Below are 24,492 nucleotides of genomic sequence, written 5' to 3' on the forward strand. Positions count from 1 at the left end.
TGGTTCCCCTGTGCGGGCCTTCGTGCTCAGCGCGTCTCGATGACGACCGACTCGATGACCACGTCGTTGAGCGGGCGGTCGGTGCGCGGGTTCGTCTGGATCGCGGCGATGGTGTCCACGACCTTCTGGCTCGCCGCGTCGGTGACCTCGCCGAAGATGGTGTGCTTGCGGTTCAGCCACGCCGTCGGGGAGACGGTGACGAAGAACTGCGAGCCGTTGGTGCCCGGGCCGGCGTTGGCCATCGCCAGCAGGTAGGGCTTGTCGAAGCGCAGGTCCGGGTGGAACTCGTCCTCGAACTGGTAGCCGGGACCGCCGGTGCCGTTGCCCAGCGGGTCACCGCCCTGGATCATGAAGCCACTGATCACCCGGTGGAAGACCGTACCGTCGTAGAGCCTGTCCGTGGACTTCTTCCCGGTCTCGGGGTGAGTCCACTCCCGCTCGCCCTGGGCGAGCTCGACGAAGTTCTTGACCGTCTTGGGGGCGTGGTTCGGCAGAAGCCGGACTTCGATGTCGCCGTGGTTGGTCTTCAGGGTGGCGTAGAGCTGCTCAGCCACGATCCTGCCTTCCGTTGTCTTTCCGTGACTCCCTGATCCTCGCATGGACGGCGCTCCACGTCGCCTGACCTCCGTTCGCCCGGGGGGAAACGGGGCCGATCGGCTGCGGAAATCCAGGCGAGTGGTCCCGGGGCGGGCGCGCGCGGCGACGATCCGTGGCATTGTCGACGACAAGCTCCCGTTGCCCCCGATTCATCCGCTATTGCACGTGATCGGCTCTCGACCTGAGAGGGCCCTGCGCCGTTTCCCGTGACCCGGATGCCCGCCCGCGCATGCCTGACGGCGCACCCGGAGGCATGATCCGTAAAAGGGTGGAAAGTCGAAATACCGTACGCCACCGAGGAGGAGGAACCCGTGACCCGCATCGACAGCGTGCGCGCCGCGACCGGTTCGGCGAAGGACAGCGTGCTGCACGCCGCGGAAGTGGTGGCGCCCTACGCCGACACGGCCAAGGACAGGGCTACGCACTACGCACACGAGGCACGCGTACGGCTGGCGCCCAAGGTGACCCAGGCCGCCGGACAGGCACGCGTTCAGTACGGCGCCCATGTGCAGCCGTATCTGGAGCAGGCCCGTACGCATGTGCCGCCGAAGGTCGACCAGGCCGCCCAGGAAGCCGCCGTCCGCACCCGCAAGGCCGCAAAGCAGGCGGCGGACTACTCCCGGCCGAGGCTTGAGCAGGCGAGGGCCGCGGCCGGTCCCGTCACGACCGAGGCCGCCGCCCGGAGTGTGGCCGCGCTGGCCGCGCTTCGTGGTCAGGTCTCGTCGAAGGAGATCCAGAAGCTGGTCCGCAAGCAGGAACGGCGGGCGAGGGCCGGCCGTGCCGTGAAGACGCTGGCGATTCTGGGCGCCCTCGCCGGTGGTGCCTTCGCCGCCTGGAAGTGGTGGGACAAGCAGGCCAACCCGGACTGGCTGGTGGAGCCGCCCGCCGCGACCGAGGTTCCCGAGTCGGGCCGGCTGTCCTCCGTGGACGGCACCGGCCAGTCGGTCCTGGACCCGGAGGTTGAGGCCAAGCAGGCAGAGGAAGAGGCCGCTCAGCGCGACGACCGTTCCTGACGGCCGCCGCGCTGTTTCACGTGAAACACGAGATGCCGACCGGAGGCCGGAGACCCAGGCCTCAGAGCCCCGGGCTCAGACCTTGCGCACCTTCCACACCACTTCCGCCGGCCACTTCTCCGCCCAGTTCCGGTCGAGGGCTTCCTTGAAGTAGGTGGCACCGCCGGCCGGGGCGAGGGGTTCCACCAGTCGTTCGATGGAGAATCCGCAGTCCCGGAACATGTCGATCCACTGGGCGTAGGTGGAGTGGAAGACCACCACATCGCCGCCGTACTTCATCCGGGCGTCGCCGTACGGATTCGCGAGGTGCTCGCCGACCGTGCCGCTCTGGTTGTCGAAGCACATCTGCAGGAGCGGGGAGTAGGTGCACAGCCCGAGGACGCCGCGGGGGCGGAGCACACGGTGGGCTTCCTGGAGCAGGCGCTGTGGTGGGGAGAAGTCGAACGCGCCGTGGTCGCAGAAGGCCGCGTCGAAGACCCCTGAACGGAACGGCAGGCGCTCCGCGGCGGCTTGGACGAAGCCTGCGGCTCCCTCGCCGAGGGCGCGCGAGAGCTGGCCGGAGGAGAGTTCCACTCCGAAGGCCTCGTATCCGGCGCGGGCGAACCCGGTGGTGTCGTGCCCGATGCCGCAGCCGAGGTCGATGATCCGGGAGCCGGCCGGGAGGTCATCGGTGAAGATCTTGAGGTCGCTCTCCGGAAGGTGCCAGATCCCCCAGGACGGGTGTCTGTCGGCGTCGAAGTGCTCGGGGTGGGCCTCGTGGTAGAGCTCGCTGTTGGAGTCCCAGTACCGCTCGTTGACCTTCAGGTAGTTGATCTTTGCCATCGTTTGTCCTCAGTCCTGCGGGGGTTCGCACACCGACAGGTCGGCCCAGCCGGACGGCGGGCTGACGTAGTTCTTCACGCGGAGCCGGGCGGCCGACCTGAGCCGTCCGACCAGGCAGACTTCGCCGGTCGCGCTCAGCAGCTGTTCGGCCTCGGCGCAGTGGCCGAGGCGGTCCTGGAGGTCGTCCGCTGCCAGAGCCCGGTGCACGATGTCCTTGAACGCGGACTCGGGCCCTCCGGGAAGCTGGGCCGCCGGTCGGCGGGTGAAGGGGAGAAGGAGGGCAACCGGGTCGGGCCAGGGCGAGGCCATCAGCACCAGGCGGAAGTCTTCGCGGTACGTGGTGTGGAGCTCGGTGAGATAGGCCCGGTAGTCGATGGCCTCGGGCCGGAGGGTGAGTCCGGTGTTCTCGCCGATCTGGTCGGCGAGGATGTGTGCCGTCTCCCCGTTCGGTGAGAAGTCCGGGAAGACCAGGCGGGCGGGGGTGCGCCCGGGCGCCGGCAACCCTTCGTGTGCCGCGCGGGCCGGTGCGGTAGGTGGTCGGTGCGGGTCCCACAAGCCTGTCAAGGAGTCCAGTGGGCTGAGTGCGCCGTGCAGCCTGCGCGACAGGTCCCGGCGGTCGAGGGCGGCCGCGACGGCCTGCTTGTGCGCCTCGGCCATACCGCTCGGCGGCAGGAGGGCGACGGCGATGTCGAGGTCGTCGACCTGGAGGTCCGGGTAGTCGGCGCGATGTGCCCAGCGGACCACGGGGAACGTCGTCGGGCAGGTGATGTCGACGGCTCTTCGGTCGTAGAGGCGCTGCCCGTGCTCGGCGTCGGAGGACAGGACGTAGGTGACATCGGGCCAGGGGCCGGTTGCCCGCAGGCGGATTTCACCGGACGGGCCGTCGGCCAGGGTGTATGCGCCGCTGGTGACAGCCGGGTCGCTGTGCCGAGGGCCGAAGACGGGGTTGGCCAGGAGCGCGGGCAGATTGCCGACGGGCCGGCGGGTGGTCAGCAGCAGCCGGTCGGGGTCGAGGGGCTGGATCCGCTCGATGAGCGACACGAGCCAGGCGAAGGGGCCGGCCTGCCTGGGGACCGCCGCGATGTGCCGGGCGATGTCGCGAGCGCGGATCGGCCGGCCGTCGGACCATCGCGCACCGGGCCGCAGGGCGAAGTCCCAGCGTTTCTCGTCCAGGCGGAGCGCGTTGTGCAGCAGGCCCGGCCTCAGGGTGCGGTCGGGGCCTTCCACGAAGAGCGGGCGGGCGAGTTGGCGTGTGATCGTCAGGCCGGTCCAGTCGTCGGCCGCGCCGTAGAGGCCCGACGGAATCAGGTCCGTTTCCACACGGATCGGCTTGGACATGCCGCTTCCCCTTTGGCGCGATACTGCTGCGTTTTTTGGCGCGAACCGTATCGCTAGGGCGAGGTACAGCCGCTCAAAGCCTTCACCACAGCATGCCGAGCGCCCGCTTATTGGGCCTGGGCGATGATATTACCGGTTTCGAAGTCGATGATTTTTCTTGCGTCGTATTCGACGAGCTCGGTGATGCCCGCCAGATGATGAATGATCGCAGCGGCCATCCAGGCACCGACGATGGTGTTGTTGGGACCGAAGGAATAGCGCGTGCTCCGTAGATTCCCGGCATCATTCTCCGGAGCGGCGTCGGCGCGCACCGGAAAAGAGAGCTGCTCGGGAGTCACGGTCGATCTCCCCGGGGCGAAGAGCGGCCCGTAGAAGCCCCGCTGCATGCCGACACCGCCGAATATCGACGGTATATTCCGGGCCCAGGCCGCTTCGGCCACCGCATCGGAGATGCTGCCGATCGGCTGGTCGATGCAGACGGCGATGACATCGACGTTCGCATGCGTTTCCAGGACTTCGCAGATTTCCGCTGGTGATCCGACGAACCGGTCGACTAGCGAGATGTCGGCGTCCGGTACACGGTCACGGATATAGGTGCGGGCCGCGTCCAGTTTGGGTTCGCCCACGGCTGCCCTGGGAAAGGTGAACTGGCGGTTCAGATTGTTCAGCTGCACCTTGTCGGCATCGACCAGGACGAAGCGCCTGACCCCGGCTCCGATGAGGTGCTGGAGGATCACGCTGCCGGTGCCGCCGACACCCATGACCATGACCTTGGCACCGCAGATACGGCGTTGTGCCTCGTCAGGGCGGTGTGTGTGCAGAGCCAGATGCCCCCACTGCCGGGCATGGACACTGTCGTCGCCCGCGGGTCCCGATGGCGACTCGATGAGAAGACCGCGTTTCCGCAGGGCTCTGACGAGTCCCGCGCATTCGGGGTCACGTCGCGTCAGCGCTTCGAGGGCTGCGTTCTCGCAGCCGCCTACAAGGGCTTCCAGCAGTCGGCTGACGGTGCCCTTGCCGTCATCGAGGACGTATTTCTTCTTCTCGCCCTGGAACGTCACCGTGCCGTCGGCCGATTCCAGTTGCCAGGCCGGGTTCAGCCATACACGCATAGCGCGCGAACACATCCTCGAGGCAGGAGCCGATACCACTCAGGGATGCACGGAGTGGGAGTGCGACCCCGTTTTATCGGGGCCGCACTCCCACTCAGACTGTCAACAGCGGTGGACCATCACCTGAGCGGCGTCGGCCACGTCCATCTCCTCGATAAAGAAGATGTCATCCTGCTCCTGCGAGGCAACCTGAATTGCGGACTCAGCAACGTTCTCGTTCACTGTCGCTCCTCATGTGCATCGGAACTGAATTGCTCTGACGTCAGGAAGCTTCACCATTCGGACACGCGCTTGTCAAGCGTCTCTCATCCAGATTTATTTTTCACCGCAAAGCATGCTCAATGCCTGCAACACGGACATTTCTTCCCCTTGTGTTCGGGGATCTGGCCAGGCAGGATCCGTGAAACACGTGAACGTCTTTGACGCCGTGCTGCGGGGGGATTGATACGGGGGATTGAAGGGCCACCGAGCAGGGGTAGTGGACCCTTTGGGCGGACCACCTAAAACCGGAGCGTTAAATTCCGCGCCGCACGCAGCGCATCTTCCAAAGCGAGAGAACGAAGCTCAGAATCATGGGATTCCTTGAATTCAACAGTGTCCGGTGCAATCTCGCCGACGGGCGAACACTGTTCGAAGACGTCAGCTTCTCCGTGGGGGCCGGGGAGGTCGCGGCCCTGATCGGCCACAACGGCGCGGGGAAGAGCACCCTGGTCAACGTCGCGGGGAAGCGGCTCAAGCCGCGTGCGGGCACCGTCCATGTGCAGGGCGGCCTGGCGATGATGCCGCAGTTCATCGGTTCGGTGCGTGATGAGTCGACCGTGCGCGATCTGCTGCTGGCCGCCGCCCCCGAGCGGATCGCCACGGCCGCGGCGGATATCGACGCCCTCGAACTCGAGCTGATGGAACGCGACGACGAGGCCACACAGATGCGGTACGCCGAGGCGCTGAGCACCTGGGGCGAGGCCGGCGGCTACGAGATCGAAGTCCTGTGGGACGTGGTGACCACCGCGGCGCTCGGCATGCCCTTCGACCGCGCCCGCTTCCGCGACGTCAACACCCTCTCCGGCGGCGAGCAGAAGCGCCTCGTCCTGGAGGCGCTGCTGCGCGGGCGCGAGCAGGTGCTCATCCTCGACGAGCCGGACAACTACCTGGACGTCCCGGGCAAGCGGTGGCTGGAAGAGCGGCTGCGGACCACCGACAAGGCCGTGCTGCTGGTCAGCCACGACCGGGCCCTGCTCGGCAACGTCGCCACGAAGGTCGTCGCTCTCGAAGGCCGCAGCACCTGGGTGCACGGCGGTTCCTTCACCGGCTGGAAGGAAGCCCGCCAGGCCCGGCGCGAGCGGCTGGCCGAGCTGCACCGCCGGTGGGACGAGGAGCACGAACGGCTCAAGGACCTGGTGCACACCCTCGGCGAGCAGGCGAAGATCAGCGCCGCCATGGCTCCCCGCTACCGCGCCGCCCAGACGCGGCTGCGCAAGTACGAGGAGGCCGGCCGCCCGCCCGAGCTGCCCCGCGAGCAGCGCGTGGTCCCGCGGCTGACGGGAGGCCGTACCGGAACCCGCGTCATCACCTGTGAGCAGCTGGAACTGACCGGGCTCATGAAACCGTTCGACCTGGAGATCTACCTGGGAGACCGGGTCGCGGTACTGGGTTCGAACGGCTCCGGCAAGAGCCACCTGCTGAAGCTGCTGGCCGGCCTCGAAGTGGACCACTCGGGCTCCTGGCGGCTGGGCGCACGGGTCGTGCCCGGCTTCTTCACCCAGACCCACCAGCACCCGGAGTGGGCGGGCAGGACGCTCGTGGAGATCATGGGCCGCGGCGAAGGCATCCGCGAGGGCCTGGACCGCGGGGCCGCCGCCGGCATGCTCTCCCGGTACGAGCTGGCGGCCGCGGCGGACCAGCGCTTCGAAACGCTGTCCGGAGGACAGCAGGCCCGGTTCCAGATCCTGCTCCTGGAACTCGGCGGCGCGACGCTGCTCCTGCTCGATGAACCGACGGACAACCTCGACCTCGTCTCGGCCGAGGCGCTCCAGCAGGCCATCGAGGAGTTCAACGGCACGGTCGTCGTGGTCACCCACGACCGCTGGCTCGCGAGCTCCTTCAACCGCTACCTCCTCTTCCGCTCCGACGGCGAGGTGGTGCAGACGCAGGAACCGGTGTGGGACGAGAACCGGGTGACCAGGGTCCGCTGATCCCTTGGCGTGGCCCCCTACCGACCGAAGGAGAGGCAAGATGCAGGACTCGGCGCAGACCGCTTCTGTCATGGACCACATGAGCAGGGACGCCGCGATCGCCTTCCACGGCAAGACGATCGGCATGCTGACCGCGGCCCCCGTGGCGGAAGCACTCGGCCGGCTGCGGCCGGGAAGCGACGCTCCGGCCACCAGCCTGCCCCTGATGCCTGCGGACATGACAGACCCCCTCGTCTCCGAGCTGGCCGCCTTGCCGACCTGGGCCACGGAGCACTGGCTGCTCACCCCCGATGACAACGTGAAGCCGTGCGGCGAGGAGGAATTCGCCGAGGCTCCTCCGGAGCGGCGTTTCTCCCGCAGCGGCTGTCTGCGCGACATCCCCCGGACCGCCCTGGGCATCCGCGCCTTCATCTCCGCGCTCAAGAGCGCCGACGTGGCCGAGGCGTTCTCGGGGGCTTTCGGCGAGCGGGTCTCCTTCCGCTCGGCCGACATCGCCAAGTACGAGGCCGGCCACTATCTGCGCCGTCACTCCGACACCTTCGACGACCGGCGCTTCGGCCTCGTCTTCTTCCTCTCCCCCGGGTGGGCCGCGGGCGACGGCGGCGAACTCGTGGTGGAGGCTCCCAGCGGAGCCGCCCTGGCCACGCAGCCCGAGCAAGGACGCGTGGCCCTCCTGCGGATCAACCCCGGATACCACCACAGCGTGTGCGGGATCCGCTCGCGGTCCTGGGTGCGCTACTCCATCGCCGTACACTTCGGCACGGCCAAGTAGCGGCCGCTCACGGACGACGGCCCGCCCCAACGAGCCTCCGGCGGCCGGTTGTTGATCCCCGCACGGCTCTCGCCGCAACAGGCAGGGCCGTGCGGTGACGTCCGCCATCGTTCTCATCAGATCTACCGGCGTGCCGCCAGGAGTCCGACGTGCTCAAAGACCGCGGTTTCAGAAACCTGTGGACTGCCCAGACCGTGTCCCTCTTCGGTACCCAGGCCAGCGTGGTCATCATCCCGCTGCTCGCCCTGGGAACCCTCGACGCCTCCGCGTTCGAGATGGGACTGCTCGGCAGTGCCGAGTCGCTGGCCGTGCTGCTCCTCGGGCTGTGGGTGGGCATGACCGCCGACCGCTATCCGCGCAGGTCGGTCATGGTGACGGCGAACATCCTGCGCCTGCTGCTGATCGGGATGATCCCGGTGGCCTACGCGCTGGACCTGCTGAGCATCCCCCTGCTCTTCACGACCGTCTTCCTGGTCGGCGCCCTCACCCTCCTGTACGACTCCGCGCTGTCCTCGCACATGGTGCTGACCTTCGACCGCCGCCAACTCCCCAAGATCAACTCGTATATGGAGGGCAGCACGGCGGTCAGCGAGGTCGCGGGTCCGGGCCTGGGAGGACTCCTGGTCCAGGCGCTGGGCGCGCCCTTGGCCCTGGTCGCGGATGTCTGCAGCTATGTCGCGAGCACGGTGCTGCTGCTCGGGTCCGGAGGCAGCACGAAGAAGGGGGAGGAGGACACCGGGCACGAGGCCGCCCAGGACGAGGACGCCGAGCAGGAGAGCGCGGAGGAGCAGGAGTCCGTCAAGGGCGCCCTGACCGGCTTCACCTGGGCCTTCTCCCACCCCGTGCTGCGACCGGTGATCGTCTCCGCGGCCCACTTCAACTTCTTCACCGCGATGTTCTTCGCCGTCTACACCTTCTATGTGGTCAAGGAGTTGGGCTTCAGTCCCCTCCTCGTCGGCCTCGCGAGCGCGGCCGGCGGGCTCGGCGGTGTGCTCTCCGCGACGGCCGCTTCCTCGTTCATGAGCAAGGTGCGGACCCGGTTGCTCTACGTCCTGTCCCTGGTCGTGCCCACCGTGGGCGCCTTCCTCGTCCCGGGCTCCGAACTGCTGGACTCCTCCCTCCTGCGGTTCCTCGCCGTGGCCGCCGGGATGTTCCTGTGGAGCTTCGCCATCGTCGTGAACCTGGTCATGAGCGAGACGATCAAGCAGATGGTGACGCCGACGCACATGATCGGCCAGGTCACCTCCGCGATGCGCTTCACGACGCTGGGCTTCGAACCCGTCGGCGCGATCGTGGGCGGCACCGTCTCCCAGTTCCTCAGCCCCACCACGGCCCTGGTCATCGCGTCCTGCGGCCTCGCGACCTCCATCGCCTGGGTCGTCTTCAACCGCCACCTCGGCACGTACGACGTGAACGAGGCGGAGCCCGTGAGCACCGTCTGACCCGATGCGCCGAGCAGCACAAGAAAGACCCCTCTGACCGCGTTTCCGCAGATCAGAGGGGTCCGATCAAGTGGAGCCTAGGGGAGTCGAACCCCTGACATCTGCCATGCAAAGACAGCGCTCTACCAACTGAGCTAAGGCCCCGGAAGGGGACATCCGCCCGGACGAAGCATGTCCCGGCGGGCGTCGGAGACCAGAGTACCGGGTCACCCCCGTGATTCCGCAAAAGGATTGGGGGTCCCCGTCGCCGACCACTCTCCGTAAGATGCTCGGCGTGGTTCGCTACCGCGAACCGCCGTACATGGGGAAGCGATGGGGAGACGCAATGGACGCCGCACAGCAGGAAGCCACCGCAAGAGCGCGGGAACTGCAGCGGAACTGGTACGGGGAGCCGTTGGGGGCGCTCTTCCGTAGGCTCATCGACGATCTTGGTCTCAACCAGGCTCGTCTCGCGGGGGTTCTGGGACTGTCCGCACCGATGCTGTCGCAGCTGATGAGCGGGCAGCGGGCGAAGATCGGCAACCCGGCCGTCGTGCAGCGCGTGCAGTTGCTGCAGGACCTGGCGGGGCAGGTCGCGGACGGCAGCGTGAGCGCGGCCGAGGCCACTGAGCGCATGGAGGAGATCAAGAAGTCACAGGGGGGCTCGGTGCTGAGCAACACCACGCAGACGACGACCAGTTCGGGAGCGCCCACGGTCAAGCGCGTGGTCCGGGAGATCCAGTCGCTGCTGCGCTCGGTCGCGGCGGCGGGCGACATCATCGAGGCCGCGGAGACCCTCGCCCCGACCCACCCGGAACTGGCAGAGTTCCTCCGGGTGTACGGGGCCGGCCGCACCTCGGACGCGGTCGCGCACTACCAGTCCCACCAGAGCTGATCACACCGCCCGGCAGCCGAAGGGGGTTCGGCAGCCGGACGGAGTGATCTGACGGGGGACGGACGCTGACCGGCGTCACGGGGGACAGCGCACGGCACGGGCGGACACGCGGGGGCGTGTCACGCACGGGGGACCAGCCGGCGCGAGCGGGTTCTCCCGCTCAACGGGGGAGTCGTAGCGCAACGGGGGAGTCGTACCACTCATCGAGGAGTCGTAGCGCTCGTCGAGGGGGAAGCAAGGGGGGAAGCCGCAGGGGGAGGAGCGACGTACAGCCATGGGTGAGGTCTTCGCCGGCCGGTACGAACTGGTCGACCCGATCGGGCGCGGAGGAGTCGGTGCCGTCTGGCGCGCCTGGGACCACCGCCGCCGCCGCTACGTGGCCGCCAAGGTCCTGCTCCAGAGCGACGCGCACTCGCTGCTGCGCTTCGTGCGCGAACAGGCCCTGCGGATCGACCACCCCCATGTCCTCGCCCCCTCCAGCTGGGCAGCCGACGACGACAAGGTCCTGTTCACCATGGACCTGGTGGGCGGCGGTTCCCTGGTCCATCTCGTCGGGGACTACGGCCCCCTCCCGCCGGCCTTCGTCTGCACCCTGCTCGACCAGTTGCTGGCAGGGCTGGCCGCGGTGCATGCGGAGGACGTCGTGCACCGTGACGTCAAACCGGCCAACGTGCTGCTGGAGGCCACCGGCACCGGCCGGCCGCGACTGCGGCTGTCCGACTTCGGCATCGCGATGCGGCTGGGCGAGCCCCGTCTGACGGAGACCAACCTCGTCGTGGGAACGCCCGGCTATCTCGCGCCCGAGCAGCTGATGGGCGCCGAACCCGACTTCCCCGCCGACCTGTTCGCCGTAGGACTGGTCGCGCTGTATCTGCTGGAGGGGGCCAAGCCGGACAGCAAGGCGCTCATCCAGTACTTCGCCGAGCACGGGACGCCCGGTGCGCCCAAGGGCATTCCGGAGCCGCTGTGGCAGGTGGTGGCCACGCTGCTGCAGCCGGACCCGCAGGCACGGTTCCGTACGGCCACGGGGGCGCGCAAGGCGCTGGCCGCCGCCGCGGAGCTCCTCCCGGAGCCCGGCCCGGACGACGAACTGATCGAGATCTTCGACCAACTCGGCCCGCTTCCCCCGGGGTTCGCCCCCGAGGGCCCGCTGGAGAGAGCGCGGGGGCTGGGCCGGAGGGAGGGGCCGTCCGGCCCGGGGACGGACGAGGTGCCGTCGGACGACACGGGCCGTGCCTGGTCGGTCCCGGGCCCCGAGGCCGTACAGCCCGACCCCCGCCAGAACACCGATCCGTCAGCCGCCCCGTTCACCCCTGCTCAGCCTCAGCCCGCCTCCATGTCGGACACCGGCAGCTTCCATCTGCCGCCTCCGCAGAGCACCGGCACCTCCTCCCCCACACCCGGCGGCCGGCCCCACGACGCACAGGCGCAGACCGCGCACCAGCCGGAGCCCCCCGAGCCCCCCGTCTCCCCCTACGACCCCACGCACCGGCTGCACGCCTCGCACACCTCCCAGCCGCTCCCACCGGCGTACTCCAGCCACGCGGGCCACCCCGGTCAGCCTCTGCCCCCCGCGGCGCACCACCGCACCGACACCTCCACGGCCTCGTACACCGCCCAGACCCCGGACCAGGCCCCGCACCAGGCCCCACAGGGCCACCAGCCCTCACCGCCCGCCCGGGCGGCCTCACGGCATCGCGCGGAACGGCCGCGCCGCCGCCCCGGCCCTCCGGCCAAGGTGGCGGTCCCGCTCCTGCTCCTCGCCCTGGCCTGCTACGCCGTCGGCTTCTGGGCCCTGACCCGGATCTGAGCCCGACGCGGGCGTCAGTCCCGGCGCGCTGGGCCGCCCGGCGCTACCCGGCGCTCCTCCGCCGGGCCACCACGGTCCACACCCCGAGCCCCACCAGCAGCGCGCTCCCGGTGCCGATCCCGCCCACGGCGACCGCCCTCATCGCGGTGTCGTCGCCCCCGGCCACACCCTCCGCCGCCGCCTCGCGCTCCTGGTCCGAGACCTCGAAGACGCCCGCGGGCTCGGACTCCCCCGCGTACTCGGGCCCGCTCTTCGCCGCTCCGCTCACCCGGACGCGCAGGGTCATCGCGAACGGCCCGTCCCCGAAGCTGTCGGCCACGCTCTCCGCGAGGTGCGCGACGAGGTAGTAGGAGCCGGCGAAGCGCATGGCGCTGACCTGGGCGACGGCGGCATTGCGGTTGGCGTGGTCGACCGGCGGCAGAGGAGGCAGGCTGCCTGACTTCTGGTCGCCGTCGTAGCCGACACTCACATCGGCGACATGACCGCGGGCGGGGTTGTAGAGGGCCAGGTCCAGGGCGCCGGGCGTGTAGCCGGTGCCGCCGGAGTCCGTGCTGCCCAGCTCGGCGGTGACGTGGAGCTGCCGGCCCCAGTCGACCGGCACCTCGTAGAAGACCGTCTGGCCGGGCCGGATGTCGTCCCGCCAGACGCCCTGGTCGAGGGGGGTCGCCCCGGAGAACCCCGCACCGCCACGGCGCCGCTCGGCCTCCCCCTGGAGCGGCTGGGGCGAGGCCGAGTTCCACACCTCGGGCGCGCCGGTCGCCCCGGCCTTCGCCGTCCGCGGCTCCGTCATGGCCAGGAGCTCCAGGTCCCAGGCGTCCGGCGAGGAGCCCTCGCCCCGCGGGTCGACCCGCTCGACGGACACGTAATAGGTGCCGGCCTTCCGGCACAGGGGCTTGGTGGGCGAGATCTCGCGCGTGCCCCACGCCGCGATCGGGTGCGGACTACGGGCGGCGCCGAAGCTCGCGGTGTCGACCGAGCAGGAATTGCCCTCGGCGTCCTGCATGGACACCCTCAGCCCGTCGATGACGGAGACCGTGCTGTCGGGGGAGGGGGCGGCGGTGACGGACACATACGCGTTCGACGCGGCGTCGAGTTCGATGCTGTAGCTGACCTTGCCGCTGCTCGGGAGCGAGCTCCTGTAGGCCGTGCCGGGCTTCAGGATCTCGGCGTCCGCGGTGCTCCCCGCTCCCTCGATGCTCCGGGCACCGTCGGCGAAGGCGTACGGGCTCGGCGTCACGGCCGCCCCGGAGGCGCCTGCGGCGGCCAGGGCGGCCGGGCCCGGCGCCACGGCGACCGTCGCCCCCAGCAGTACTCCCACGACCCCCAGGCGCACGGCCGCCGATGGACCACCGCGCCACGCGCCCGCACGCCCCCTCGCCGTACGAAGCCGTCCCCTCACGCGCCACCCCTCACCCATGAATCCGCGAGCCGTGGCCCATCCTGCCCGTACGGCCGGCCCCAGGACACACAAAACCCCGACCGCGAGGCGGCCGGGGTGTGCTCGGTTTGGGATGTCGTGACTCACGAACCCGTGGGCACGGAGTCAGTCGCCTCCGTCCACAGATCCTGCTCGGCGCGATCCGCCTGGATCTGGCGGTACACGAGGAGCCCGCCGATGGCGGCCAGTGCGACCAGGAGAAGCTTCTTCACCGCGCGACCTCGTCTTTCGTTGACGTAGGGGACCTCTGGCGCCCGACTATACACACCGACCGAGACCGATCGGTGACCTGAGTCGGACCTCAACTCCCGTCCCGGGAACCGGGATAGAAGCGGAGTTCGCCACTCCGATCGGAGGGTGATCACACCCCGACGGACGGTTACTTTGGGGCCCCTTCTCCTCTCTCCTCACATTTTCGCCCCTCTTGCGTCCATCCGAGTGGTGTTCATCGGAACATCGCCGCGCCACGGGCGTCGGTCCACCACTTCGCGACCCTCATACACATCATGAGGAAAGTACGCAAATCGCCCGACCCGAAAGTGAGGGGCCATGGCCCGGAACCAGGTCATGAAGTTGTGGACCGCCATCGTCACCGCCTTCCTGGCGCTGTGCACGACGCTCGGATTCGTCACCAGGACCGCCGCCCCGGCGGTAGCGCAGACCGAGCCGGAGCGCAACAGCGAGCGCATCCCGCGACAGCGGACGGCATCGGCGACGTCTCCCGTGTCCCTGGCGAAAACCGTGCCCCCCACGATGAAACAGCGCATCCGGGCCGAGGCCCACGGCAAGACCCCCCGCTGCCGCCACCGCCCGCTCGCGGACACCGACGCGGAGTCGGACCCCATGGCGGACTACCTCGCTCCCCTGCAGCGCTGAAACTCCCCGGACCATCCCATCCGAACGGCGACCCTGCGTACAGGCCCGGCAGCTCGACAGAGCCGCCGGGCTTCCTCATGTCCCGCCCGCCCCCTGGAGACGCAGAAAACCCCCAACCGCTACCGGTTGGGGGTTCATCATGCTGGTGGGGCTAACAGGATTTGAACCTGTGGCCTCATCCTTATCAGGGATGCGCTCTAACCAACTGAGCTATAGCCCCGCCGCGCTGTGCGGGGTGTGTGTCCCGCGCGCTGACTCCTGAAGATTAGCGCACGACATGGGCAGTCCCAAAATCGGTTGTCGGGACAACGTCAATCCATGTCAAAGGGTCGTGTCACTCGTCCTCGGCGAGCGTCAGCTCCACACCGCCGACGAAGCCCGCGGACAGGTTGTAGATGAACGCGCCGAGGGTCGCGAGGGCCGTCGCCAGGACGACGTCGATGACCGCGATGACCGACGTGAACATCAGGACGTTGGGCAGCGACAGGAAGGCCTGCAGGTCGAAGCCGTTCGACTCGTTCGAGCCGGTCGCCTCGGAGATCGTGCCGCCGACCGTCGAGAAGACGCCCATCGCGTCCATGACCATCCACAGCACGGCGGCCGCGACGATCGTGCAGATGCCCAGCGCGATGGAGAGCAGGAAGCTGACCTTCATCACCGACCAGGGGTCGGCCTTCGACACCCGCAGCCGCGCCTTGCGGACGCGGGGCACGGTGCGTGCTCCGGTGCGGGGGCGCCGTACGGCACCGGCCGACGCACCGGCGCCGGCACCGGCCGCCGCCTGCTGCGCCGGATACGCCTGCGGCGGGTGGTACGGCCCGGCCTGCTGCTGTGTCTGCCGTTCCCCCGGCAGAGGCGAGGCGCCCTGGTCCTGCGCGGCCCCCTTGGGCTGCGGCTGCGGTTGTGGCTGGGCGCCGGATGCGGCCGGGCCCGCTCCAGCGCTGTGCTGCTGGGTCTGCGGACCTCGGGTGTCCGTCACAGTTCCCCCCTGGGATCCATGCGTGTCAGGCGAGGGCGAGTCGTCCTGTGCGGTCGGCTTGACCGCCTTCAGGTTGGTCGTGTGCGGGTCCGCCGCACGCGCGGCGGAGCCACGGCCGCCGTCGTCCGTGTCCGTACCCGTCGAGGTACCGCTCGGTCCGGCGCCCGTGGCTCCGCTCACGCTGACTCACTCCTCGTGCTACTCGGAGGAGGGCGCCTCACCCTCGTCCGTGCCGGTGGTCGCGGCACCCTCGGCGGTCTCGTCGACGACGATGTCGCCGTCGACCTCTTCCGCCTCGCGTCCCGCCTCGGCGTTGCGAGCGATGCCGACGACGGCATCGCGCTTGCCCAGATTGATCAGTTGGACGCCCATGGTGTCACGGCCGGTTTCCCTGATCTCGTTGACTCGCGTACGAATCACACCGCCCGACAGCGTGATGGCGAGGATCTCGTCGGTCTCCTCGACCACCAGCGCGCCGACGAGGGAGCCACGGTCCTCGACGATCTTGGCGGCCTTGATGCCGAGGCCGCCGCGACCCTGGACGCGGTACTCGTCGACGTTGGTCCGCTTCGCGTACCCGCCGTCTGTGGCAGTGAACACGAACGTACCGGGTCGAACAACATTCATCGAGAGCAGCTCGTCACTCTCACGGAAGCTCATGCCCTTGACACCCGAGGTGGCACGGCCCATGGGTCGCAGAGTTTCGTCCGATGCGGTGAACCTGATCGATTGGGCCTTCTTGCTGATCAGAAGCAGATCGTCGTCCGACGAAACCAGTTCGGCTCCGATCAGTTCGTCGTCCGAACCGTCCTGCTGCTCACGGAGGTTGATGGCGATCACACCGCCGGAACGGGGCGAATCGTAATCCTTCAGAGGCGTCTTCTTCACCAGTCCGGCCTTGGTGGCGAGGACGAGGTAGGGAACCGCCTCGTAGTCGCGGATCGCCAGGATCTCGGCGATCGCCTCGTCCGGCTGGAAGGCGAGCAGGTTCGCGACGTGCTGACCCCGCGCGTCCCGGCCGGCGTCGGGCAGCTCGTAGCCCTTGACGCGGTAGACGCGGCCCTTGTTGGTGAAGAACAGCAGCCAGTGGTGCGTGGTGGACACGAAGAAGTGGTCGACGATGTCGTCTTCCTTGAGCTTCGTGCCGCGCACGCCCTTGCCGCCGCGCTTCTGGGCCCGGTAGTCGTCGGTCTTGGTGCGCTTGATGTAGCCGCCCCGGGTGACCGTGACGACGATGTCCTCCTCGGCGATCAGGTCCTCGATGGACATGTCGCCCTCGTAGGGGATCAGCTTCGTCTGGCGGTCGTCGCCGTACTTCTCGACGATCGCGGCCAGCTCCTCGCTGACGATCTCGCGCTGGCGGACCGGGCTGGCGAGGATCTGGTTGTACTCGTTGATCTTCGTCTGGAGCTCGTCGTGCTCCTGGACGATCTTCTGGCGCTCCAGGGCGGCGAGCCGGCGCAGCTGCATCTCGAGGATGGCGTTGGCCTGGATCTCGTCGATCTCCAGGAGGTCCATCAGGCCGTGGCGCGCGATCTCGACGGTGTCACTGCGCCGGATCAGCGCGATGACCTCGTCGATGGCGTCCAGGGCCTTCAGCAGACCGCGCAGGATGTGCGCCCGCTCCTCGGCCTTGCGCAGCCGGAAGCGCGTACGGCGGACGATGACCTCGATCTGGTGCGTCACCCAGTGGCGGATGAACGCGTCGAGCGAGAGCGTGCGCGGCACGCCGTCCACCAGCGCCAGCATGTTGGCGCCGAAGTTCGTCTGCAGGTCGGTGTGCTTGTACAGGTTGTTCAGGACGACCTTGGCGACCGCGTCCCGCTTCAGCACGATGACCAGGCGCTGGCCCGTGCGCGAGGACGTCTCGTCACGGACGTCGGCGATGCCGCCGATCTTGCCGTCCTTCACCAGGTCGGCGATCTTCTGCGCGAGGTTGTCCGGGTTGACCTGGTACGGCAGCTCCGTGACCACCAGGCACTGGCGGTTCTGGATCTCCTCGACCTCGATGACCGCGCGCATGGTGATGGAGCCGCGACCGGTGCGGTACGCCTCCTCGATGCCCTTGCGGCCGACGACGAGCGCGCCGGTCGGGAAGTCGGGGCCCTTGATGCGCTCGAGCAGCGCGTCCAGGAGGTCCTCGTGCGAGGCCTCGGGGTTCTCCAGGTACCACTGGGCGCCGGCCGCGACCTCGCGGAGGTTGTGCGGCGGGATGTTGGTCGCCATGCCGACCGCGATACCGGCCGAGCCGTTGATCAGCAGGTTCGGGAAGCGGGCCGGCAGGACGGTCGGCTCCTGGGAGCGGCCGTCGTAGTTGTCCGTGAAGTCGACGGTCTCCTCGTCGATGTCGCGGACCATCTCCATCGACAGCGGCGCCATCTTGCACTCGGTGTAGCGCATGGCCGCCGCCGGGTCGTTGCCCGGAGAGCCGAAGTTACCGTTGGAGTCGACGAGCGGCATGCGCATCGACCAGGACTGGGCGAGGCGCACGAGCGCGTCGTAGATCGAGGAGTCGCCGTGCGGGTGGTAATTGCCCATGACGTCGCCGACGACGCGGGCGCACTTGTAGAAGCCGCGCTCGGGGCGGTAGCCGCCGTCGTACATGGCGTACAGCACACGGCGGTGGACGGGCTTGAGGCCGTCGCGGACGTCCGGCAGCGCACGCGAGACGATGACGGACATCGCGTAGTCGAGGTACGAGCGCTGCATCTCCGTCTCGAGCCCGACCGGCTCGACGCGCATGGCCAGGGCGTCACCCTCGGGCGTCGTCACGGGAGTGTTCTCGTCGGTCATTGCTGGTGAAGATCCTTCCTGGTGCGGTCAGCTGAGACCGACTCAGATGTCGAGGAAGCGGACGTCCTTGGCGTTGCGCTGGATGAACGCGCGGCGGGCCTCGACGTCCTCGCCCATGAGGACCGAGAACAGGTCGTCGGCCTGGGCGGCGTCGTCGAGGGTGACCTGGCCGAGGACGCGGTGCTCCTGGTCCATGGTCGTGATGCGCAGCTCCTCGGCGTTCATCTCGCCGAGACCCTTGAAGCGCTGCACCGAGTCGTCCTTGATGCGCTTGCCGGCGTTGCGGCCCATCTCGATGAGGGCGTCGCGCTCACGGTCGGAGTACGCGTACTCGAAGTCGTCCTTGCCCCACTTGATCTTGTAGAGCGGCGGACGGGAGAGGTACACGTGCCCGGCCTCGACCAGCGGCCGCATGAAGCGGAACAGGAAGGTCAGCAGCAGGGTGTTGATGTGCTGGCCGTCGACGTCGGCGTCCGCCATCAGGATGATCTTGTGATAGCGCAGCTTCTCGATGTCGAAGTCCTCGTGGACCCCGGTGCCGAAGGCGGAGATCAGCGCCTGGATCTCCTGGTTCTGCAGGATCTTGTCGATCCGCGCCTTCTCGACGTTGAGGATCTTGCCTCGGATCGGGAGGATCGCCTGGTACTCGGGGTTCCGGCCGGACTTGGCCGAGCCGCCGGCGGAGTCACCCTCGACGATGAAGATCTCGCACTTGGTGGGGTCGTTCGACTGGCAGTCGCTCAGCTTGCCCGGCAGGGAGGCCGTCTCCAGCAGGCCCTTGCGGCGCGTCAGGTCGCGCGCCTTGCGGGCCGCCACGCGCGCGGTGGCCGCCTGGATGCCCTTGCGGATGATGTCCGCGGCCTCGTTGGGGTTGCGGTCCAGCCAGTCGGCCAGGTGCTCGTAGACGACGCGCTGGACGAAGGTCTTGACCTCGGTATTGCCCAGCTTGGTCTTCGTCTGGCCCTCGAACTGGGGCTCGCTCAGCTTGACCGAGATGATCGCGGTCAGACCCTCGCGGATGTCGTCACCGGTGAGGTTGTCGTCCTTCTCGCGCAGCAGCCGCTTGTCGCGCGCGTACTTGTTGATCAGCGAGGTCAGCGCGGACCGGAAGCCCTCTTCGTGCGTACCGCCCTCGTGCGTGTGGATGATGTTGGCGAAGGAGTACACACCCTCGGTGTAGCCGCCGTTCCACTGCATGGCGACCTCGAGGGACAGGTGCTTGTCCTTGTCCTCGGCCTCCAGGTCGATCACGGTGGGGTGCACCACGTCTCCCTTGCGGGAGTTGAGGTACGTCACGAAGTCGACGATGCCGCCCTCGTAGTGGTACGAGACGGCCTTGACCTCGTGCTTCTCGTCCTCACCGGCCTCGTCCGCGCCGGCCGTGGCCTTCGCCGACTCGCGCTCGTCGGCGAGGTTGATCCGCAGACCCTTGTTGAGGAACGCCATCTCCTGGAAGCGCCGCGACAGCGTCTCGAAGGAGTAGTTCGTGGTCTCGAAGATGTCCGGGTCGGCCCAGAAGGTGACCGTGGTGCCGTGCTCGTCGGTGGCCTCGTGCTGGGCGAGCGGGGCCGTCGGGACGCCCAACTTGTAGTCCTGCGTCCAGCGGTAGCCGTCGGTCTTGACCTCGACGGCGACCTTGGTCGACAGGGCGTTCACCACGGACACGCCGACGCCGTGCAGACCACCGGAGACCGCGTAGCCGCCGCCGCCGAACTTGCCGCCCGCGTGCAGCACGGTCAGCACGACCTCGAGGGCCGGCTTGCCCTCGGTCGGCACGATGCCCACCGGGATGCCACGGCCGTTGTCCACGACCCGTACACCGCCGTCGGCGAGGATCGTCACGTCGATCGTGTCCGCGTGCCCGGCCAGCGCCTCGTCGACGGAGTTGTCGACGACCTCCTGCACCAGGTGGTGCAGGCCGCGCTCACCGGTCGAGCCGATGTACATGCCGGGCCGCTTGCGGACCGCGTCCAGACCCTCGAGGACGGTGATGGCACTGGCGTCGTACGAGGCGGTGACCTCGCCGTTGGAGGTGATCGCCTCGCTGCTCACGCCTTCGTCGGTGGACGGAATGTTCTCGTTGGGGTTGCCGGAATCGGCCACGAAGCGCCCTTTCTGGCACAGCACGAGCCAGGCTCGTCGGCGGGTTGCCGGAGCGGCTGCGGCATGTTGCGTTGGTAAGCCTTGATCAGCGTTGCTCAGCTTTTCCCGGACGGTCCCCAGCGAGTGGGGCGGGATTGGCTCCAGTCTACCGGTAGCACTGACACTGATGGGGGTTTGCCGGTACCTGAGTCCGCATGTGCCGCCCTCGACGGGTCTTCCCCGACTCCCGATATGCGGATGGGGGCTCCAAGAGGCTCACGGAGCCACTCAGCGCTTCCGGCCGTCAACCCTTGGCTACTTCGGAGTCAGGTCGCTGTTCGCAACCGTGTGCGGTGGCGGAAAACGGCGCTCGGAACGGCTGTGACAGGGCCGTCCCGGCCCGACGAGACGTGACGTAAGTCACCTGTAGGTATCACCAGGTCCACTGCTGCCCGGGGCACGCAGGGGGCCGTAGCGGCGGGTGGGGGCGCTGGGGCCCAGCACCTTGATCTGCCGCACGGTGCCGTGGCCCAGGTCCTCGTTGAGGCGGGCGACCAGGGTCGGGGCGAGCAGCCGCAGGTTCGTCGCCCACGCCGTCGAGTCGCAGCGCACGACCAGGACGTGCTCGTCCTCGTCGTACCTCTCCGGGACACAGTGGTTGGCCACGTCCTCGCCGACGATCTGCGGCCAGCGGCCCATCACACCGCCCACCGCGGCCGGGGCCTCCCAGCCGCGCTCGGTGATCAGCCGGTTGATCGCCGAGCCGAGCGCCATCGGATCGCGGCCGTCGGCGCGCGCGCCGGAGCGCAGCCCGCCGCGACGCGCCTGCTTCTTCTGCTGAGCCGCGTCCCCCCGCGCGCGTGCGGCATCCTTCGCCGCGCGGAGCGCCACGCGCGCGAGGTCGACGCCGGAGGGCTCGGGGGTGTTCTTCGGCTCCGGTGTGCTCATACGCGCTCCACCGCCCCCTCGGACACGGCGAACCGCGTCCCGGACAGCACATGCGGTACGTCGTCGTCGACCGCGGCCGTCACCAGGACCTGCTCGCCGGGCGCGACCAGCTCGGCGAGGCGCTCACGGCGGCGGGTGTCCAGCTCGGCGAAGACGTCGTCGAGCACCAGCACCGGCTCGTTGCCCTCGGCACGCAGCAGGTCGTACGAGGCCAGCCGCAGGGCCAGCGCGTAGGACCAGGACTCGCCGTGCGAGGCGTAGCCCTTGGCGGGCAGCTGGCCGAGCTTGAGCTGGAGGTCGTCCCGATGCGGGCCGATCAGGGTGACGCCCCGCTCGATCTCCTGCTTGCGGGCCTCGGCGAGCGCGGCCATCAGCTGTTCGAAGAGGTCCTCGCGGGTGTGCGCCTCGCCAGGCGCGGACGGCTTGTACTCCAGGGCGATGGGACCGCCGCCGGGAGCGAGCTGCTCGTACGCCTTGTCGGCGAGCGGCTGGACGGCCGCGATCAGATCCAGACGCTGGGCGAGCAGCTCGGCGCCCGCGCGCGCGAGGTGCTGGTCCCAGATGTCGAGTGTGGACATGTCCACGCTGCGGCCGCCGTGGCGACGGGCCAGCGCGGCCGACTTCAGCAGGGTGTTGCGCTGCTTGAGGACCCGGTCGTAGTCGGAGCGGACCCCGGCCATGCGCGGGGAGCGGGCGGTGATCAGCTCGTCGAGGAAGCGGCGCCGCTCACCGGGGTCGCCCTTGACGAGGGCGAGATCCTCGGGCGCGAAGAGGACCGTCCGTATGATCCCCAGCACGTCACGCGGCTTGACCTGCGAGGACCGGTTGATGCGGGCGCGGTTGGCGCGCCCCGGGTTCAGCTCCAGCTCGACCAGCTGCTGCCGGTCGCCCTGCCGGACCTGGGCCCGGATGATGGCGCGCTCGGCGCCCATGCGGACCAGGGGAGCGTCGGAGGAGACCCGGTGGCTGCCGAGGGTGGCGAGATAGCCGACGGCCTCGACGAGGTTGGTCTTGCCCTGCCCGTTCGGCCCGACGAAGGCCGTCACCCCCGGATCGAGCGGGACCTCGACCCGGGGATAGGAGCGGAAGTCGGCCAGCGACAGATGCGTGACGTGCATGGGCGTTTCGCCAACCTCCCAGGCCCTCGGGTACTGCTTGCTTCCGGCTGTTGCTTACTTCTTCTCGACCGCGTGGCCGCCGAACTGGTTCCGCAGTGCCGCGATCATCTTCATCTGGGGCGAGTCCTCCTGGCGGGAGGCGAACCGCGCGAACAGCGACGCGGTGATCGCCGGCAGCGGTACCGCGTGGTCGATCGCGGCCTCCACAGTCCAGCGTCCCTCGCCGGAGTCCTGTGCATAACCCCGGAGCCCGTCCAGGTGCTCGTCCTCGTCGAGCGCGTTGACCGCGAGGTCCAGCAGCCAGGAGCGGATGACCGTGCCCTCCTGCCAGGAGCGGAAGACGTCCCGGACGTCGGTCACGGAGTCGACCTTCTCCAGGAGTTCCCAGCCCTCGGCGTAGGCCTGCATCATCGCGTACTCGATGCCGTTGTGGACCATCTTCGCGAAGTGCCCGGCGCCGACCTTGCCGGCGTGCACCGCGCCGAAGTCGCCCTCCGGCTTGAGGGCGTCGAAGACCGGCTGCACCTTGGCGACGTTCTCCTTGTCGCCGCCGTACATCAGCGCGTAGCCGTTCTCCAGGCCCCAGACGCCGCCGGAGACGCCGCAGTCGACGAAGCCGATGCCCTTGGCCGCCAGCTCCTCGGCGTGCTTCTCGTCGTCGGTCCAGCGGGAGTTGCCGCCGTCCACGACGACATCACCGGGCTCCAGCAGGTCGGCGAGCTCGTCGATCGTGGACTGCGTGGCCTCGCCTGCCGGGACCATCACCCAGATCACGCGCGGGCCGCTGAGCTTGCCCACAAGCTCCTGCAGGCTGTGGACATCGGCGAGCTCCGGGTTGCGGTCGTATCCGAGGACGGTGTGGCCCGCGCGGCGGATCCGCTCGCGCATGTTGCCGCCCATCTTGCCGAGGCCGACGAGACCGAGATCCATCAGTTGTTTTCCTTAGGTGTACAGGTGTCCGACGTGGCGTTGCGGCACTCGCGTGCCGCGTCCGAGCCTAAACCCGGACGCTCGCGCACATCTGTGGGCATACGCGCTCAGTCGTAGGCCCTCACCTGCGGCTTTGCCCCCAGCCTGTGGAGAACCACGGGCGGCTTCCGAGGGGCTCAGCCGCTGAGACGCACCGGCATGATCAGGTACTTGTAGGCGTCGTCCGCCTCGGCGTCCAGGGCCGGCTTGCCGCTGAGCAGCGCGGGCTTCGTGGACGTCGTGAAGGACAGCTGGGCGACCGGGGAGTCGATCGCGCTCAGGCCGTCCAGCAGGAACGTCGGGTTGAAGGCGATCGACACGTCGTCGCCCTCGAGCTGGGCGTCGACCCGCTCCACAGCCTGTGCGTCGTCGCTGGAGCCGGCCTCCAGGATCAGCACGCCCTGCTCGAAGCTGAGCCGCACCGGGGTGTTGCGCTCGGCGACCAGGGCCACACGCTTGACGGCCTCCACGAAGGGCGCGGTCTCGATCACGGCGACGCTGTTGAACTCGGTCGGGAACAGCGAGCGGTACTTCGGGAGGTCGCCCTCCAGCAGACGGGTCGTCGTACGGCGGCCGGCGCCCTCGAAGCCGATCAGGCCCTCGCCCGAGCCCGAGCCGGACAGCGCCAGGATCACCTGGTCGCCGCTGGTCAGGGCCTTGGCGGTGTCCAGGAGCGTCTTGGCGGGCACCAGGGCGACCGCGGAGGCCTCCGGGTTCTCCGGCTTCCACAGGAACTCGCGGACCGCGAAGCGGTAGCGGTCGGTGGAGGCCAGCGTGACCGTGTCGCCCTCGATCTCGATGCGCACACCGGTGAGGACGGGCAGCGTGTCGTCACGGCCGGCCGCGATGGCCACCTGGGCGGCCGCGGAGGCGAAGACCTCGCCGGGGACCGTGCCCGTCGCGTTCGGCATCTGCGGCAGGGCCGGGTACTCCTCCACAGGCAGGGTGTGGAGTGTGAACCGGGAGGAGCCGCAGACCACGGTCGCCCGTACACCGTCTGTGGAGATCTCCACCGGCCGGTTGGGGAGGGCGCGGCAGATGTCCGCGAGCAGGCGGCCGGAGACCAGGACCGTGCCCTCCTCGTCGACCTCGGTCTCCACCGAGACCCGCGCGGAGACCTCGTAGTCGAAGCTGGACAGGCTCAGCTGGCCTTCCTCGGCCTTCAGCAGCAGGCCGGCGAGGACAGGCGCCGGCGGACGGGCCGGGAGGCTGCGCGCTGCCCAGGCCACTGCCTCCGCGAGTACGTCGCGTTCCACCCGGATCTTCACTGTTGCCGCCTCCTGCTGTTGCCGGCGCTTCTCGCTCTGCCTGGCCCTC

General features: G+C 69.1%; 20 protein-coding genes and 2 tRNA genes. 7 read left to right on the plus strand and 15 right to left on the minus strand.

The genetic code is table 11. From position 1 onward, the window contains the following. Positions 1-26: 26 nt before the first annotated feature. On the minus strand, positions 27-554 hold the full coding sequence (locus ACFT32_RS22885) for a peptidylprolyl isomerase (RefSeq protein WP_382492140.1): 528 nt from the start codon (positions 552-554) through the stop codon (positions 27-29). Between the two features lie 354 nt (positions 555-908). Here ACFT32_RS22885 and ACFT32_RS22890 point away from each other — a divergent pair, with 354 nt between their 5' ends. Beyond that, complete coding sequence (locus ACFT32_RS22890) at positions 909-1,610, plus strand: DUF5324 family protein (protein ID WP_382492143.1); 702 nt, start codon at positions 909-911, stop codon at positions 1,608-1,610. Positions 1,611-1,685: 75 nt separating this feature from the next. On the opposite strand, the gene ACFT32_RS22895 is transcribed toward ACFT32_RS22890, so the two are convergent. The 3 genes from ACFT32_RS22895 to ACFT32_RS22905 form a co-directional block, all read right to left on the minus strand. After that, the gene (locus ACFT32_RS22895) at positions 1,686-2,432 is read right to left on the minus strand and encodes a class I SAM-dependent methyltransferase (RefSeq protein WP_382492146.1); all 747 of its coding nucleotides are present in this window, start codon (positions 2,430-2,432) and stop codon (positions 1,686-1,688) included. A 9-nt stretch (positions 2,433-2,441) separates the two neighbouring features. After that, positions 2,442-3,770 carry an ABC transporter substrate-binding protein gene (locus ACFT32_RS22900; protein WP_382492148.1) on the minus strand — a complete coding sequence of 443 codons (1,329 nt, stop codon included), beginning with the start codon at positions 3,768-3,770 and terminating at the stop codon, positions 2,442-2,444. 107 nt (positions 3,771-3,877) lie between these two features. Further along, positions 3,878-4,882 (minus strand): ThiF family adenylyltransferase, encoded by a 1,005-nt coding sequence (locus tag ACFT32_RS22905; protein ID WP_382492151.1) that lies wholly within the window; start codon positions 4,880-4,882, stop codon positions 3,878-3,880. A gap of 572 nt (positions 4,883-5,454) precedes the next feature. On the opposite strand from ACFT32_RS22905, the gene ACFT32_RS22910 reads away from it, so the two are divergent. From ACFT32_RS22910 to ACFT32_RS22920, 3 genes are all read left to right on the plus strand, one after another. Continuing rightward, positions 5,455-7,074, plus strand: a complete 1,620-nt coding sequence (locus tag ACFT32_RS22910) for an ABC-F family ATP-binding cassette domain-containing protein (RefSeq protein WP_382492154.1) — start codon at positions 5,455-5,457, stop codon at positions 7,072-7,074. Positions 7,075-7,114: 40 nt separating this feature from the next. Next, positions 7,115-7,846 carry a 2OG-Fe(II) oxygenase gene (locus ACFT32_RS22915; protein ID WP_382492157.1) on the plus strand — a complete coding sequence of 244 codons (732 nt, stop codon included), beginning with the start codon at positions 7,115-7,117 and terminating at the stop codon, positions 7,844-7,846. A 149-nt stretch (positions 7,847-7,995) separates the two neighbouring features. Further along, entirely contained in the window at positions 7,996-9,288 is a 1,293-nt protein-coding gene (locus tag ACFT32_RS22920) for an MFS transporter (RefSeq protein ID WP_382492159.1), read from the plus strand. Positions 9,289-9,359: 71 nt separating this feature from the next. On the opposite strand, the gene ACFT32_RS22925 is transcribed toward ACFT32_RS22920, so the two are convergent. Next, positions 9,360-9,432, minus strand: a tRNA-Ala gene (locus ACFT32_RS22925). Between the two features lie 181 nt (positions 9,433-9,613). Between ACFT32_RS22925 and ACFT32_RS22930 the strand changes: the two genes are divergently transcribed. Together ACFT32_RS22930 and ACFT32_RS22935 are read left to right on the plus strand one after the other, a co-directional pair. Next, positions 9,614-10,162, plus strand: a complete 549-nt coding sequence (locus tag ACFT32_RS22930; protein WP_189727172.1) for a DNA-binding protein — start codon at positions 9,614-9,616, stop codon at positions 10,160-10,162. A gap of 274 nt (positions 10,163-10,436) precedes the next feature. Further along, on the plus strand, positions 10,437-11,972 hold the full coding sequence (locus ACFT32_RS22935) for a protein kinase (RefSeq protein ID WP_382492162.1): 1,536 nt from the start codon (positions 10,437-10,439) through the stop codon (positions 11,970-11,972). Positions 11,973-12,015: 43 nt separating this feature from the next. On the opposite strand, the gene ACFT32_RS22940 is transcribed toward ACFT32_RS22935, so the two are convergent. Further along, on the minus strand, positions 12,016-13,389 hold the full coding sequence (locus ACFT32_RS22940) for a hypothetical protein (RefSeq protein WP_382492165.1): 1,374 nt from the start codon (positions 13,387-13,389) through the stop codon (positions 12,016-12,018). A 104-nt stretch (positions 13,390-13,493) separates the two neighbouring features. Then, on the minus strand, positions 13,494-13,622 hold the full coding sequence (locus ACFT32_RS22945) for a DLW-39 family protein (RefSeq protein ID WP_003999697.1): 129 nt from the start codon (positions 13,620-13,622) through the stop codon (positions 13,494-13,496). Positions 13,623-13,959: 337 nt separating this feature from the next. Between ACFT32_RS22945 and ACFT32_RS22950 the strand changes: the two genes are divergently transcribed. Beyond that, positions 13,960-14,286 carry a DUF6344 domain-containing protein gene (locus ACFT32_RS22950; RefSeq protein ID WP_382492168.1) on the plus strand — a complete coding sequence of 109 codons (327 nt, stop codon included), beginning with the start codon at positions 13,960-13,962 and terminating at the stop codon, positions 14,284-14,286. Between the two features lie 143 nt (positions 14,287-14,429). Here ACFT32_RS22950 and ACFT32_RS22955 read toward each other — a convergent pair. The 8 genes from ACFT32_RS22955 to dnaN form a co-directional block, all read right to left on the minus strand. Continuing rightward, positions 14,430-14,506, minus strand: a tRNA-Ile gene (locus tag ACFT32_RS22955). A gap of 114 nt (positions 14,507-14,620) precedes the next feature. Further along, positions 14,621-15,445, minus strand: a complete 825-nt coding sequence (locus tag ACFT32_RS22960) for a DUF3566 domain-containing protein (protein ID WP_382492171.1) — start codon at positions 15,443-15,445, stop codon at positions 14,621-14,623. A gap of 18 nt (positions 15,446-15,463) precedes the next feature. Beyond that, complete coding sequence (gene gyrA, locus ACFT32_RS22965; protein ID WP_382492174.1) at positions 15,464-18,058, minus strand: DNA gyrase subunit A; 2,595 nt, start codon at positions 18,056-18,058, stop codon at positions 15,464-15,466. A gap of 42 nt (positions 18,059-18,100) precedes the next feature. Beyond that, a complete protein-coding gene (gene gyrB / locus ACFT32_RS22970; RefSeq protein ID WP_382492177.1) occupies positions 18,101-20,161 on the minus strand; it encodes a DNA topoisomerase (ATP-hydrolyzing) subunit B in 2,061 nt (686 codons plus the stop codon). 399 nt (positions 20,162-20,560) lie between these two features. Beyond that, on the minus strand, positions 20,561-21,088 hold the full coding sequence (locus tag ACFT32_RS22975) for a DUF721 domain-containing protein (RefSeq protein ID WP_382492180.1): 528 nt from the start codon (positions 21,086-21,088) through the stop codon (positions 20,561-20,563). Next, complete coding sequence (recF, locus tag ACFT32_RS22980) at positions 21,085-22,206, minus strand: DNA replication/repair protein RecF (protein WP_382492183.1); 1,122 nt, start codon at positions 22,204-22,206, stop codon at positions 21,085-21,087. Before recF ends, ACFT32_RS22975 begins: the two co-directional genes overlap by 4 nt. A gap of 54 nt (positions 22,207-22,260) precedes the next feature. After that, a complete protein-coding gene (gene gnd / locus ACFT32_RS22985) occupies positions 22,261-23,136 on the minus strand; it encodes a phosphogluconate dehydrogenase (NAD(+)-dependent, decarboxylating) (RefSeq protein ID WP_382492186.1) in 876 nt (291 codons plus the stop codon). 176 nt (positions 23,137-23,312) lie between these two features. After that, positions 23,313-24,443 carry a DNA polymerase III subunit beta gene (gene dnaN, locus ACFT32_RS22990; RefSeq protein WP_382492188.1) on the minus strand — a complete coding sequence of 377 codons (1,131 nt, stop codon included), beginning with the start codon at positions 24,441-24,443 and terminating at the stop codon, positions 23,313-23,315. Positions 24,444-24,492: the final 49 nt, after the last annotated feature.

The organism is Streptomyces sp. NPDC057002, assembly GCF_042673825.1.
Lineage (GTDB): Bacteria > Actinomycetota > Actinomycetes > Streptomycetales > Streptomycetaceae > Streptomyces.

Bases quoted from the DNA above. Each gene is read 5' to 3' on its own strand.
- ACFT32_RS22895 (WP_382492146.1), bottom strand. From the start codon at position 2,432: ATGGCAAAGATCAACTACCTGAAGGTCAACGAGCGGTACTGGGACTCC.
- ACFT32_RS22900 (WP_382492148.1), bottom strand. From the start codon at position 3,770: ATGTCCAAGCCGATCCGTGTGGAAACGGACCTGATTCCGTCGGGCCTC.
- ACFT32_RS22905 (WP_382492151.1), bottom strand. From the start codon at position 4,882: ATGCGTGTATGGCTGAACCCGGCCTGGCAACTGGAATCGGCCGACGGC.
- ACFT32_RS22910 (WP_382492154.1), top strand. From the start codon at position 5,455: ATGGGATTCCTTGAATTCAACAGTGTCCGGTGCAATCTCGCCGACGGG.
- ACFT32_RS22915 (WP_382492157.1), top strand. From the start codon at position 7,115: ATGCAGGACTCGGCGCAGACCGCTTCTGTCATGGACCACATGAGCAGG.
- ACFT32_RS22930 (WP_189727172.1), top strand. From the start codon at position 9,614: ATGGACGCCGCACAGCAGGAAGCCACCGCAAGAGCGCGGGAACTGCAG.
- ACFT32_RS22935 (WP_382492162.1), top strand. From the start codon at position 10,437: ATGGGTGAGGTCTTCGCCGGCCGGTACGAACTGGTCGACCCGATCGGG.
- ACFT32_RS22940 (WP_382492165.1), bottom strand. From the start codon at position 13,389: ATGGGTGAGGGGTGGCGCGTGAGGGGACGGCTTCGTACGGCGAGGGGG.
- ACFT32_RS22950 (WP_382492168.1), top strand. From the start codon at position 13,960: ATGGCCCGGAACCAGGTCATGAAGTTGTGGACCGCCATCGTCACCGCC.
- gyrA (WP_382492174.1), bottom strand. From the start codon at position 18,058: ATGACCGACGAGAACACTCCCGTGACGACGCCCGAGGGTGACGCCCTG.
- ACFT32_RS22975 (WP_382492180.1), bottom strand. From the start codon at position 21,088: ATGAGCACACCGGAGCCGAAGAACACCCCCGAGCCCTCCGGCGTCGAC.
- recF (WP_382492183.1), bottom strand. From the start codon at position 22,206: ATGCACGTCACGCATCTGTCGCTGGCCGACTTCCGCTCCTATCCCCGG.
- gnd (WP_382492186.1), bottom strand. From the start codon at position 23,136: ATGGATCTCGGTCTCGTCGGCCTCGGCAAGATGGGCGGCAACATGCGC.